Origin of the sequence: Geodermatophilus sp. DSM 44513 (genome assembly GCF_032460525.1) — a bacterium.
Taxonomy (GTDB): Bacteria; Actinomycetota; Actinomycetes; order Mycobacteriales; family Geodermatophilaceae; genus Geodermatophilus.
In genome coordinates this window covers 1,619,729-1,632,150 of sequence record NZ_CP135963.1, presented here as the reverse complement: position 1 = coordinate 1,632,150, position 12,422 = coordinate 1,619,729, and the positions used below count along the sequence as shown (strand labels likewise).

Annotated in this window: 10 protein-coding genes and 1 tRNA gene; 6 read left to right on the top strand and 5 right to left on the bottom strand. The window is 75.5% G+C overall.

Annotation, left to right across the window (positions count from 1 at the left end):
- Nucleotides 1-2: 2 nt before the first annotated feature.
- The gene (locus RTG05_RS07925) at nucleotides 3-506 is read right to left on the bottom strand and encodes a GNAT family N-acetyltransferase (protein WP_166528189.1); all 504 of its coding nucleotides are present in this window, start codon (nucleotides 504-506) and stop codon (nucleotides 3-5) included.
- 43 nt (nucleotides 507-549) lie between these two features.
- On the opposite strand from RTG05_RS07925, the gene RTG05_RS07920 reads away from it, so the two are divergent.
- From RTG05_RS07920 to RTG05_RS07905, 4 genes are all read left to right on the top strand, one after another.
- The gene (locus tag RTG05_RS07920; RefSeq protein WP_315912424.1) at nucleotides 550-2,496 is read left to right on the top strand and encodes an FUSC family protein; all 1,947 of its coding nucleotides are present in this window, start codon (nucleotides 550-552) and stop codon (nucleotides 2,494-2,496) included.
- A gap of 43 nt (nucleotides 2,497-2,539) precedes the next feature.
- A complete protein-coding gene (locus tag RTG05_RS07915; protein WP_166528187.1) occupies nucleotides 2,540-3,454 on the top strand; it encodes an alpha/beta fold hydrolase in 915 nt (304 codons plus the stop codon).
- 82 nt (nucleotides 3,455-3,536) lie between these two features.
- Nucleotides 3,537-4,937 carry a WS/DGAT/MGAT family O-acyltransferase gene (locus tag RTG05_RS07910; RefSeq protein WP_315912423.1) on the top strand — a complete coding sequence of 467 codons (1,401 nt, stop codon included), beginning with the start codon at nucleotides 3,537-3,539 and terminating at the stop codon, nucleotides 4,935-4,937.
- A gap of 128 nt (nucleotides 4,938-5,065) precedes the next feature.
- Nucleotides 5,066-6,064, top strand: a complete 999-nt coding sequence (locus tag RTG05_RS07905; protein WP_166528185.1) for an NAD-dependent epimerase/dehydratase family protein — start codon at nucleotides 5,066-5,068, stop codon at nucleotides 6,062-6,064.
- Between the two features lie 12 nt (nucleotides 6,065-6,076).
- Here RTG05_RS07905 and RTG05_RS07900 read toward each other — a convergent pair whose 3' ends face one another.
- On the bottom strand, nucleotides 6,077-6,997 hold the full coding sequence (locus RTG05_RS07900) for an alpha/beta fold hydrolase (RefSeq protein WP_166528184.1): 921 nt from the start codon (nucleotides 6,995-6,997) through the stop codon (nucleotides 6,077-6,079).
- A 202-nt stretch (nucleotides 6,998-7,199) separates the two neighbouring features.
- On the opposite strand from RTG05_RS07900, the gene RTG05_RS07895 reads away from it, so the two are divergent.
- Entirely contained in the window at nucleotides 7,200-7,988 is a 789-nt protein-coding gene (locus RTG05_RS07895) for an esterase/lipase family protein (protein WP_208104854.1), read from the top strand.
- A 24-nt stretch (nucleotides 7,989-8,012) separates the two neighbouring features.
- On the opposite strand, the gene RTG05_RS07890 is transcribed toward RTG05_RS07895, so the two are convergent.
- The 3 genes from RTG05_RS07890 to RTG05_RS07880 form a co-directional block, all read right to left on the bottom strand.
- Nucleotides 8,013-8,087: transfer RNA gene (locus RTG05_RS07890), tRNA-Val, on the bottom strand.
- 132 nt (nucleotides 8,088-8,219) lie between these two features.
- The gene (locus tag RTG05_RS07885) at nucleotides 8,220-8,681 is read right to left on the bottom strand and encodes a peroxiredoxin (protein ID WP_166528183.1); all 462 of its coding nucleotides are present in this window, start codon (nucleotides 8,679-8,681) and stop codon (nucleotides 8,220-8,222) included.
- 85 nt (nucleotides 8,682-8,766) lie between these two features.
- Nucleotides 8,767-9,192 (bottom strand): DUF3052 domain-containing protein, encoded by a 426-nt coding sequence (locus tag RTG05_RS07880; RefSeq protein WP_166528182.1) that lies wholly within the window; start codon nucleotides 9,190-9,192, stop codon nucleotides 8,767-8,769.
- 359 nt (nucleotides 9,193-9,551) lie between these two features.
- On the opposite strand from RTG05_RS07880, the gene aceE reads away from it, so the two are divergent.
- Complete coding sequence (gene aceE / locus RTG05_RS07875; protein WP_166528181.1) at nucleotides 9,552-12,365, top strand: pyruvate dehydrogenase (acetyl-transferring), homodimeric type; 2,814 nt, start codon at nucleotides 9,552-9,554, stop codon at nucleotides 12,363-12,365.
- Nucleotides 12,366-12,422: the final 57 nt, after the last annotated feature.

Below are 12,422 nucleotides of genomic sequence, written 5' to 3'. Positions count from 1 at the left end.
GCTCAGCCGGGGTCGTGGACGGGGCGGACCATCGCGACGCGGCGGCCGTGCCGGGCCAGGTCCCGCTCGACCGCCGACCCGGCGAGGGCCCGCAGGCCGGGCCCGAGGTCGTCGGTCACCCGCCAGCCGTGCCGCGCGTACCAGGGCGCGTTCCACGGCACGTCGGCGTAAGTCAGCAGCGAGACCCGCCGGGCGCCGGCGACCCGGGCCAGCGACACCGACGCCCGGAGCAGCGCCGCCCCGGTGCCCCGCCGCATGGCCGCAGGGTGCACCGACAGCTGCTCCAGGTGCACGTCGCCGTCCACCCGCTCCAGGACGGCGAACCCCTGCACCGGCCGTCCGGCGACGAGCACCCGCCACGCCTCGGCGCGCGCGGCGGCGGGGGCCGCGGGCGGCAGGTCCAGGACGCCGCGGTCGCGGAACAGCTCGTCGGCCGCGTCCTCGACGGCCGGGACCTCCCGCAGGTCGCTCGCCTCGGCCACCCGGACGTCGGCGACACCACACACGGGGGCAGCGTCCCAGGCGGACGGGGTGGAAGGGTGGGGCACCGTGGCCGAACGGGCGTTGCGGGCGCCGGCCTGGCTCGAGGAGCTGGTGCGGACCACGCCTCCCCCGGTGCCCTGGCGCGACGTCGCCCGCTTCGCGGTCACCATCCCGGCACCGCTGGCCGTGGCGGTCGCCGTCGAGGGCGGGATCGACCCCGGGCCGGTGCTCGGCGCGGGCGTGTTCGCCACCACCGGCGCGCTGGCCGGCGTGCTCGCCCCGCAGGGCGGCCCGCTGCGCGACCGGCTGCGCCGCACCGCCGCGGCGGCCGGCTTCGGCGGTCTCGGCCTGGTCGTGGGCCAGTTCGCCGCCGGTGGGGGCTGGCTGCCCGTCGTCGTGGTCGCCCTCGCGGCGGCGCTGGCCGCGTTCGTCAGCGCGGTCGACGCCGCCCTGTCCCTGGGCGCGCTGCAGCTGCTGGTCTACACCGCGCTGGCCTCCGGACTGGTCACCCCGCTGTCGCCGGTCGCGGAGGTCGGCTGGTTCGCCGTCGGGGCGGCGTGGGCCACGCTGACCACGCTGGTGCACTACGCCACCGAGCCGGGCGACCCGGACCGGACGGCGGTCGCCGCGGTCTTCACCCGCCTCGGCGAGCTGCTGGCCGCCGCGGGGACCGCGCAGGCCGAGGACGCGCGCCGGGAGCTGACCACCGCGCTCAACGACGCCTACGACCGGGTGATCCGCTCGCGCAGCCACCTGGCCGGCCGCAGCCGGGAGCTCGCCGAGCTGGCCGGCGTCCTCAACGCCGCGGCCCCCCTGGTCGAGGGCGCGGTGGCCACCGCCCGCGCCGGGGTGCCCGCCGACCCGCAGGACGTCAACGGGGCGCACGCGCTGGCCGCGGCGGTCGCCGGCCGCCAGGAGCTGCCCGGCGAACGGCCGGCGCACCTGGAGGAGGGCGAGCCGACCCGCCGGGCGGTGCGCCACGGGCTGCGGCTGGCGTGGAACGTCGTCGGCGACCCGCAGGAGCGCGCCGGCGCCGCCGTCCCCCCGCCCCGGCCTGACCGGCGGACCCGGCTGCACGACCTGGTCGACCGCACCGTCGCCAGCGCCGACACCCGCGCCTTCGCCGTGCGCCTGGTGCTGTGCATGACCGTCGCCGAGGTCGCCCGCCAGTACCTGCCCATCGAACGGCCCTACTGGGTGCTGCTCACCGTGGCGATCGTGCTCAAGCCGGACTTCGGCTCGGTCTTCACCCGGGCGGTGCAGCGCGGCGCCGGCACGCTGGTCGGCGTCCTCATCGGCTCGGTGCTGCTGTCGGTGCTGCCGCGCGACGCCTGGGTGCTGGTGGCCATGGCCGGTGCCGCGGCGTTGCTGCCCTGGGGGCGGGCGGCCAACTTCGGCCTGTTCTCGGTCTTCCAGACGCCGCTGATCATCCTGCTGCTCGACATCGCCCTGCCCGGCGGCCCGGGCCTGGTCGGCGCCCGGCTGCTGGACACCGTGATCGGCTGCGCCATCGTGCTCGTCTTCGGCTACCTGCTGTGGCCGCAGACCTGGCGGGCGCCGCTGGACGAGGCCCTCAGCGAGGCCGCGCACGCGCTCGACGAGTTCGTGGCCGCGGCGTTCGCCGGCACCCCCGCCGAGCGCCGGCGCGCCCGCCGGCGCAGCTACCGGGCGCTGACCGAGCTGCAGACCCAGCTGCAGCGCCGGCTGGCCGAGCCGCCGCCGGTGAGCACGCGGGCCGCCGCGCTCTGGCCGGTCATCGTGCAGCTGGAGCGGACGTCGGACGCCGTCACCGAGGCCGTCATCGCCGCCGGGCACGGGGGTCCCGCGCCCGACCCGGCCCAGGTCGCCGTGCTGCGCCGCGCCGTCCGCGAGCTGGAGGACGACATCCGGGCGCACCGCCCGCCGGACGACGCGGAGATCGACGCCGACGGCGTCCTCGCGCCGGTCGCCCGCGAGGTGGACGCCGCCCGCCGGCTGGTCCGCGACGCCGCGCCGGGCCGCCGGCCCGGCTGACCGGCGACGGGTGGACTGCGCGCACGCGGGTGAGGATGGCCCGGTGAGCACCCGCGAGACCACCGTCCGCACCGACGACGGCGTCGACCTGCACGTGGAGACCGACGGCGACCAGCGCGCGCCGCTGACCGTCGTCCTCAGCCACGGCTTCACCGCCCGGCTGGGCGAGTGGGACCTGCAGCGCCGAACCCTGCGGTCCCGTGCCCGGCTGGTGCTGTGGGACCAGCGCGGGCACGGCCGCTCCGGCTGGACGCCGCTGACCCGCGCCACCATCGACCGCACCGGCCGCGACCTCGGCCAGGTGCTGGACGCGGTCGTCCCCGACGGGCCGGTGGTGCTGGCCGGCCACTCGATGGGCGGGATGAGCATCATGGCCCTGGCCCGCCGGCGCCCCGATCTGTTCGGCACCCGCGTCGTCGGGGTCTTCCTGCTGGCCACCTCCGCCGGCGGCCTGGCCACCCACGGCGTCGTCGGCCTCTCGCTGCGCCTGCTGCGCCGGCTGCACCTGCTGCGCCCCTACCTGTGGCTGCTGCAGCTCCTCGCGCCGTCGCTGGAGCGGCACCGCCGGCGCGGCACCCGGGCCGGCCGCTGGTACGTGCGCCGCTACCTGTTCGGCCGCGACGACGCCGACCCCGAGCAGGTGCGCCAGGTGCAGCAGCTGCTGGAGGAGACGCCGCTGCCGGTCACCATGGCCTTCTACGCGACCCTGCTGGAGCACGACGAGTCCGCGGCGCTGCCGGTGCTGGCCCAGGTGCCGGTCACCGTCGTCGCCGCCACCCACGACCGGCTCACCCCGGTCGACCACGGCCGGCGGCTGGCCGAGGAGATCGGTCCCGCGGCCGAGCTGGTCGTCGTCGAGGGCGCCGGGCACAGCGTCAACCTGACCCGTCCGGCAGTCGTGGACGCGGCGTTCCTGCGGCTGCTGGACCGCGTGGAGGACGCCGCCCGCGCGGCCTGACCGCCGGGTGGACGTGACCCCCGTCACGTGATCGGGTGGGGGTGGCCAGGAGCCACCGAGGGGGGAGCGCACCGTGGACCGGATGAGTCCGACCGACGCCGGGTTCTACTACGCCGAGAGCGAGGACACCCCGCTGCACGTGGGGTCGGTGGCCGTGTTCGACGGGCCGGCCCCCTCCTACGGCGACGTCGTGCGGCTGCTCATGGGCAAGCTGCCGCTGGTGCCCCGCTACCGCCAACGCGTGCGGCGGGTACCGCTGGACCTGGGCCGCCCGCTGTGGGTGGACGACCCGCACTTCCAGGTCCTCTACCACGTGCGGCACACCGCGCTGCCCAGCCCGGGGGGTGAGGAGCAGCTGCGCAACCTGGCCGGCCGGGTGCTGGGCCAGCGCCTGGACCTGGCCAAGCCGCTGTGGGAGCTGTGGCTGGTGGAGGGCCTGGCCGAGGGCCGGTGGGCGCTGATCTCCAAGGTGCACCACTGCATGGTCGACGGCGTCGCCGGCACCGACCTGATGCAGCTGCTGTTCGACCTGACGCCGGACGCCGCCCACCCCGAACCGCAGGACTGGACGCCGCAGCGCAGCCCGTCCTCCCTCGGGGTGGTCGCCGGCGCGGTGCAGGACGCCCTCACCCACCCGCTGCGCGAGCTCACCCGGCTGTCCGGGAGCGGCGGCGTCCGCGGCGCCGGGCGCGGCGCGGTGGCGGCCGGCCGGTCGCTGGCGGCCACGGTGCCGGCCGTGGGCCGCCAGCTGGTGACGCCGACCGCCCGCTCGCTCAACGGCCCGATCGGCCCGCACCGGCGGTGGGCGTGGGCCGACGCGGACTTCGAGGACCTGCGGCAGGTCCGGACGGCGCTCGGCGGCACGGTGAACGACGTGGTGCTCGCGGCCATCACCCGCGGCTTCCGCGACCTGCTGGAGGGCCGCGGCTCGCTGCGCGACGGCCTGGTGGTCCGGTCCATGGTCCCGGTGTCGGTGCGCCAGGCCGACCAGCGCGGGCAGCTGGACAATCAGGTGTCCGCGGTCTTCGTCGACCTGCCGGTCGCCGAGCGCGACCCGGTCGCCCGGCTGGCCTCGGTGCGCCGGCAGATGGACGAGCACAAGCAGCGGATGCAGGCCGTCGACGCCCGGTCGATCATCGCCATGGGCGACTTCGTGGCCCCCACGCTGCTGTCCCTGGGCGTGCGCGCCGCGATGGCCGCCGGGCAGATGTGGTACCAGGCGATCACGACCAACGTGCCCGGGCCGCGGGTGCCGCTGTACGTGCTGGGCCGCCGGATGTGCTCCGCGCACGCCTACGTGCCGATCGCCGGCGGCACCCGCGTGTCCATCGGCATCTTCTCCTACCTGAGCTCGATGACCTTCGGCATCAACGCCGACTTTGACGCCTTCCCCGACGTCGACGTCCTGTCCCGCGGCATCTGCGCCGGGCTGGCCGAGCTGCTGGAGGCCGCGCAGGCCACCCCCGCCGCCGCCGCGACCTGACGGAGGACCCCCTTGCCCCCGCCACTCGCCCGCTCGCGGCGGGACCCTGCGAGGGGGCCGCCAGCGCTCAGGGCGGGCCCCGGGACAGGACCGGGTTCGCCGTCGGGCCGGTCGGGTAGCCGATCGGCGTGGCACTTCGCGAGACCGACCTGACCGTCGCCGTCACCGGCCCCACGGGCACCTTCGGCTCCGGGCTCGTCCCGCTGCTGCAGGCCGACGACCGGGTCGGGCGGATCGTCGGCATCGCCCGCCGCCCCTTCGACCCGGCCGAGCGCGGCTGGACGAAGATGGTCTACCGGCGCGGCGACGTCCGCGACCCCGCGGTCCTGCGAGAGGCCCTCGCCGGCGCCGACGTCGTCGTCCACCTGGCCTTCCTCATCACCGGCAACGCCCCGCGGGCCACGATCCGCGCGGTCAACGTCGACGGCACGCTCGAGGTGTTCCGCGCCGCCGCGGCGGCCGGGGCCCGCCGGTTCGTGTACGCCTCGTCGGTGGCCGCCTACGGCTGGCACCCCGACAACCCCGAGCGCATCGCCGAGGACTGGCCGGTGCGCCCGGCCGCCCGGCTGTTCTACGGCCGGGAGAAGGCCGAGATCGAGCGGCTGCTGGACGCCGAGGCCGCCCGCACGCCCGGCCTGTCGCAGTACCGGCTGCGCCCGCCGCTGGTGCTCGGCCCGAACGCGGTCGGCGCCAAGGACGTGCTGCCCGGCCCGCTGGCCCCGCTCGGCCGCTGGCTGGCCGGCCGGCCGCGGCGGCTGCCGTTCCCCCTGCCGGTGCTCGCCCCCGGGCTGCGGTTCCAGGTCGTGCACCAGGACGATGTGGGCCGCGCGCTGCAGCTGTGCGTCGTCGGGGCGGGCCCGGCGGGTGCCTACAACGTCGCCGGGGACGGCGTGCTGACCACCGCCGACCTGCTCCGCGAGGTCGGGGCCACGCCGGTGCCGGTGCCCGCCGCGCCGGCCGAGCTGACCGCCCGGGCGCTGTCCCGGCTGCCGCTGCTCCCGCCGGCCGCGGAGTGGGTGGAGGCCCTCAGCCGGCCGGTGCTCGTGGACACCGCCAAGGCCAAGACCGAGCTGGGCTGGCGGCCGAGGTACACCGGCTGGGAGGCCCTGCGGTCCACGCTCCGCTGAAGGACCCCGGCGTCAGCCCCGGGTGACCAGCGCGTGCGCGCGCGACCAGGCCAGCACGTGCTCGGCGAGCAGCTCCGGGCACTGCAGCTGCGGCACGTGGCCCACCCCGGGCAGCTCCACGTAGCGCCACTCCGGGTGCCGCCGGGCCGCGTCGCGGGCCACCGACACCGGCACCAGCCGGTCGCGGTCGCCGTGCACCAGCAGCACCGGCACCTGCACGCCGGCCATCGCCCGACGGGCCAGCCGCGGGTCGACGAGCAGCAGCAGCAGCGAGCGCGCCGCGGCCAGGAAGGCGCGGTCCATGGCGACGGGGTCGCGGCGCTCCTCGATCAGCGCGACCGAGCGGTCGAGCAACGCCGGGGGAACGGCGTCCGGGTCGACGCCGCACAGCTCCAGCATCTCCCGGACCCTCGCCCGCGCGTCGGACCTGTGGCGCCGGCCGGCCAGGTAGCGCTCACCGGCGCCGGGCAGGGCGTAGAGCGCGAAGGCCGACGCCACCCGCGGGTCCGGGCGCCCGCGCGGGCCGGGCAGGGCCGGGTCGACGAGCACCAGGCCGCGCACCCGCGCCGGCGAGCGCTGCGCCTCCAGCAGCGACACCATCCCGCCCATCGAGTTGCCGACCAGCACCACCGGGCCGCCGGTCACCTCCCGGACGAAGCGGTCGAGCACGACCACGTTGTCCCGAACGTTCGCCGTCCGCCGCCCCGGCTCGCTGCGGCCGAAGCCGGGCAGGTCGAGGGCGTGCACGCGGGCGTGCGGGGTCAGCAGCGGCGCGAACAGGTCCCAGTTGAGGTGCGACCCGCCCAGCCCGTGCACCAGGACGACCACCGGCCCGTCCGCCGCGCCACCGAAGTCGACGTGGTGCACCGGGCCGTCGATGTCCACGGTGCGGCTGCGCCCGGGGCTGCCCACGGCGTCGGTGTCGGGGTCCATGCCCGAACCGTGCCATGCGCGAACGGTGCCGTGCGCGGACGGTGACCTCCTCCCGGGTGGGACCCGGTGCCGGTGTGTCACACGTCACGGTAGGACTGCCGATGTGTCCTCCAGCGGTGCCCGGTGTGTCGCCGGCACCGCCGGGTGGGTACCCGGGAGATGGTCGGTCGCTCGCACGCGCCCGGCGGACGAGGAGGACGACGTGACGCGAGGCGACGGACCGGCGCTGCCGCTGTACCTGAGCGAGCCGGGGCGGGCGGTGGCCGACTACGGCCTCTACCTGGCCGCCCGTCCGCTGCTGCCGCGGCTGCCGCAGGGCGACGGCCACCCGGTGCTGGTCCTGCCGGGCTTCATGGCCGACGACGTCTCCACCCGGGTGCTGCGCGCGACGCTGCGCCGGCTGGGCTACCGCGTCCACGGCTGGCGGCTGGGCCGCAACATCGGCCCCACCGCCGCCTGCGTGTCGGGCATGCGGGACCGGATCGCCGACCTCAGCGACCGCTACGACCGGCCGCTGTCCCTGGTCGGCTGGAGCCTTGGCGGCATCTTCGCCCGTGACCTGGCCCGCCGGACGCCGGAGTCGGTACGCCAGGTGATCACCCTGGGCAGCCCCTTCCGGCTCACCCGGTCCAGCCAGAGCCGCGCCTCGCGGGCGTTCGACCGGTACTCCCACCTGCACGTGGAGCACCGCTCCCTGCCGCTGGAGCCCGACGGCGCGCCACTGCCGGTGCCCACGACGTCGATCTACTCCCACCTCGACGGCATCGTGCACTGGGAGACCTGCCTGGAGACCCCGGGTGCCCAGGCGGAGAACATCGCCGTCATGGCCAGCCACCTCGGCCTGGGCCACCACCCGGCCGCCATCTGGGCCATCGCCGACCGGCTGGCCCAGCCCGAGGGCACCTGGGCGCCGTTCCGCGCGCCGGTGTTCCTCCGCCCGGCCTTCCCGCGGCCCGACGTCCCCCGCTCGCGGCCGGCCGCCGCCGCCTGAGGTCGTCCGGCGGCCTGCCGGGTCTGGTGGGCGCGGCCGGGATCGAACCGGCGACCGCTCGCTTGTAAGGCGAGAGCTCTCCCGCTGAGCTACGCGCCCCGCCGGCTCAGCCTAGGCGACGGGCCTCGCTGCCCATCACCGTGCAGGGGGCCGTGACGGTGTGCGCCGGGGCCCCGTTCCCGTCTCGGGATCGGGGCCTCCGCGCACACCGTCCCCCGGTGCGGCGCGCACTCAGGCCGCGAGCCGGGCCACCGCGTCCTTCCAGCCGGACTGCTGGCGCGCGTCGCCGGGGCCGTTGACCTCGGTGAACACGATGCGGCCCTCGGCGTCGATCAGGAAGGTGCCGCGCACGGCCATGCCCGCCTTGTCGTGGAAGACGCCGTAGGACTGCGCGACGGTGCCGTGCGGCCAGAAGTCGCTCAGCAGCGGGAAGTCGAAGCCCTCCTGGGCCCGCCACGCCTTGAGCGCGGGCGCCGGGTCGGTGCTGACCGCCAGCACCCGCACGCCGGCGTCGGTGTAGGTGGCCAGCTCGTCGCGCAGCTGGCACAGCTCGCCGGTGCAGATCCCGGAGAAGGCGAAGGGGTAGAAGACCAGCAGGACCGGCGTCCCGCGCAGGTCGGCCAGCGACACGACCTGCCGGTCCTGGTCGGGCAGGCTGAACTCGGGCGCGACGTCACCGACGGAGAGGCTCATGCCCCCATGGTGACGGGCTGGAACCGGCCTCCTCGCAGGGGCCCGCCGCGAGCGTGCGAGCGGTGGGGGGCGAGGAGGTCCTTCCTCAACGGCGGCTACGGGCCGCCTTGGGGGTGACCAGGCGGATGCCGGACCAGTCCTTGGCCGCGGAGATGCTGCTGGTCTGCGACAGGCCCGCGGTCGGGGCGACCTCGGTGACGTCGCCGGGCTCGACGTGGCCCGGGCGCCCGGACTTGGGCACCAGCAGCCACACCACGCCGTCGTCGGCCAGGGACGTGATGGCGTCGGTCAGGGCGTCGAAGAGGTCCCCGTCGTCCTCCCGCCACCACAGCAGGACGACGTCGGCCACCTCGTCGGTGTCCTCGTCGACCATCTCGCTGCCGGCGACCTCGACGATGGAGTCCCGCAGGTCCTCGTCGGCGTCCTCGTCCCAGCCGAGCTCCTGCACGACCATGCCCGGCTTGATCCCCAGCCGGGCCGCCATGCCGGCGCTGCCCGAGTCGACGCTCATCCCTGCTGTTCCTCCATGGGTTCCGATGCTGCTGACCGGTGCGCAGGTCGGTGCCCGCGCCGGTGGGGTGTCGTGGGGGTGGGACGCGCGACGGGGTGCGCGCCGGGCCGGGGACGGCGGTGCGTGACGCGACCAGCGGGAGTGCTCCCCCGCAGCCCGGCCATGTCACCCTCCCCGCCCGCACCGTCCCCGCGCCCCGGCGGTCCGGAGCGTCGTCCAGCGGTGGCGGCGTTGGCGGAAGCGTAGGGCATGCCTGGTCAGGTGCAAGCCGTCGTCGGGCGACCGCCCGCGGGCCCCGCGTCCCGACAGATGGGCCGGACCGGGTGACGCGCACCCCACCCGCGGGGGACGATGTGCGCATGAGCGCTCCGCAGCAGTCCGGCGGCGACCCCGCCCGCGACGCCGACACCGGACGATCCCGCGCGGTCATCACCGACGGGCTCCCCAGCCAACTGGTCGACACCGACCCCGACGAGACCGGCGAGTGGCTGGAGTCGCTGGACGCGGTCGTCGACCACGCCGGCCGCGGGCGGGCCCGCTACCTCATGCTCCGCATGCTGGAGCGCAGCCGGGAGCAGCAGGTGGGGGTGCCCGGCCTCCGGAGCACCGACTACATCAACACCATCCCGCCGGAGCGCGAGCCGTGGTTCCCGGGCGACGAGCACGTCGAGCGCCGCATCCGTGCCTACATCCGGTGGAACGCCGCGATCATGGTGCACCGCGCCCAGCGGCCGGGCATCGCCGTCGGCGGGCACATCTCCTCCTACGCCTCCTCGGCGTCGCTGTACGAGGTGGGCTTCAACCACTTCTTCCGCGGCAAGGACCATCCCGGCGGCGGTGACCAGATCTGGTTCCAGGGCCACGCCTCGCCGGGCATCTACGCCCGCGCGTTCCTGGAGGGCCGGCTCACCGAGCAGCAGCTGGACGGCTTCCGCCAGGAGGTCAGCCACCCCGGCGGCGGGCTGTCCAGCTACCCGCACCCCCGCCTGATGCCGGAGTTCTGGGAGTTCCCCACCGTCTCCATGGGTCTGGGCCCGATCAACGCGGTCTACCAGGCGCGGTTCAACCGCTACCTGCACTCCCGCGGCATCAAGGACACCTCCGACCAGCACGTCTGGGCGTTCCTGGGCGACGGCGAGATGGACGAGCCGGAGTCGCTCGGCCCGATCGGCGTGGCCGCCCGCGAGGAGCTGGACAACCTCACCTTCGTCGTCAACTGCAACCTGCAGCGCCTCGACGGCCCGGTCCGCGGCAACGGCAAGGTCATCCAGGAGCTGGAGTCCTTCTTTCGCGGCGCCGGCTGGAACGTCATCAAGGTGATCTGGGGCCGCAACTGGGACCGGCTGCTGGCCGCCGACCGCGACGGCGCCCTGGTCAACCTGATGAACACCACGCCGGACGGCGACTACCAGACGTACAAGGCCGAGGACGGCGCCTACGTCCGCGAGCACTTCTTCGGCCGCGACCCGCGCACCCGCAAGCTCGTGGAGGACATGAGCGACAAGGAGGTCTGGGACCTCTCCCGCGGTGGGCACGACTACCGCAAGGTGTACGCGGCGTTCAAGGCCGCGGTGGAGCACAAGGGCCAGCCCACGGTGATCCTCGCCAAGACCATCAAGGGCTGGACGCTGGGCAGCCACTTCGAGGGCCGCAACTCCACCCACCAGATGAAGAAGCTGACCGCCGAGGACCTCGCCGGGTTCCGCGACCGGCTGTACCTCGACATCCCCGACGAGGCGCTGGACAAGACCCTGCCGCCCTACTACAAGCCCGACCCCGACTCCGACGAGATGCAGTACATGGCCGAGCGGCGCCGGCAGCTGGGCGGGGTGATGCCACGGCGGCGGGCGGAGTTCAAGACGCTCAAGGCGCCGGAGGACAAGGCCCTCGACGTGCTGCGCCGCGGCTCCGGCAAGCAGGAGGTGGCCACCACGATGGCCTTCGTCCGGCTGCTCAAGGAGCTGCTCAAGGACAAGGAGCTCGGCCCGCGGTTCGTGCCGGTCATCCCCGACGAGGCCCGCACCTTCGGCATGGACTCGCTGTTCCCGACGCAGAAGATCTACTCGCCGCACGGGCAGCGCTACACCTCGGTCGACCGCGAGCTGATGCTGGCCTACAAGGAGTCCGAGCAGGGCCAGATCCTGCACGAGGGCATCAACGAGGCCGGCTCCGCGGCGTCGTTCACCGCCGTCGGCACCTCCTACGCCACGCACGGCGAGCCGATGATCCCGATCTACATCTTCTACTCGATGTTCGGGTTCCAGCGGACCGGCGACGCCTTCTGGGCCGCGGCCGACCAGATGACCCGCGGGTTCCTGCTCGGCGCCACCGCGGGGCGGACGACGCTCAACGGCGAGGGGCTGCAGCACGAGGACGGGCACTCGCTGCTGCTCGCCCTCACCAACCCCGGGGTGGTCTCCTACGACCCGGCGTTCTCCTACGAGGTCGGCCACATCACCAAGGACGCCCTCGCCCGCATGTACGGCGACGACCCGGGCGCCCCGCTCGGCGGGCACCGCTCGCCAGACGTCATGTACTACCTCACGGTCTACAACGAGCCGTTCAACCAGCCGGCCGAGCCCGAGGGCCTGGACGTGCGGGGCCTGCTGGCCGGCATGTACCGGTACGCGCAGGGCGCCGGGGACGGCCACCGGGCACAGGTGCTGGCCTCCGGTGTCGCGGTGCCGTGGGCACTGCGCGCGCAGGAGCTGCTGGCCAACGACTGGGGCGTGTCGGCCGACGTGTGGTCGGTGACCTCGTGGACCGAGCTGCGCCGGCAGGCGGAGCAGGTGACCGAGCACAACCTGCTGCACCCGGAGGAGGAGCCGCAGACGCCGTTCGTCACCGAGGCCCTGGCCGGCGCCGAGGGGCCGGTCGTGGCGGTGTCGGACTGGATGCGCGCGGTGCCGGACCTGATCGCGCCGTACGTCCCCGGCGGCATGGCCACGCTCGGCACCGACGGGTTCGGCCTGTCCGACACCCGCCCGGCGCTGCGCCGGCACTTCCACGTGGACGCCGAGTCGATCGTCGTCCGGGTGCTGGCCTCCCTGGCCGACCGCGGCGAGGTCGAGCGCGACGTCGTCCGCCAGGCGGTGGAGAAGTACCAGGTGCGCGACGTGCAGGCCGCGCCGGAGGACACCACGACCGCCCCGGAGCAGCAGCCGGAGGCATGAAAGAGGACCCCCCTGCCCCCCGCCCCTCGCAGGCTCACGGCGGGACCCTGCAGGGGG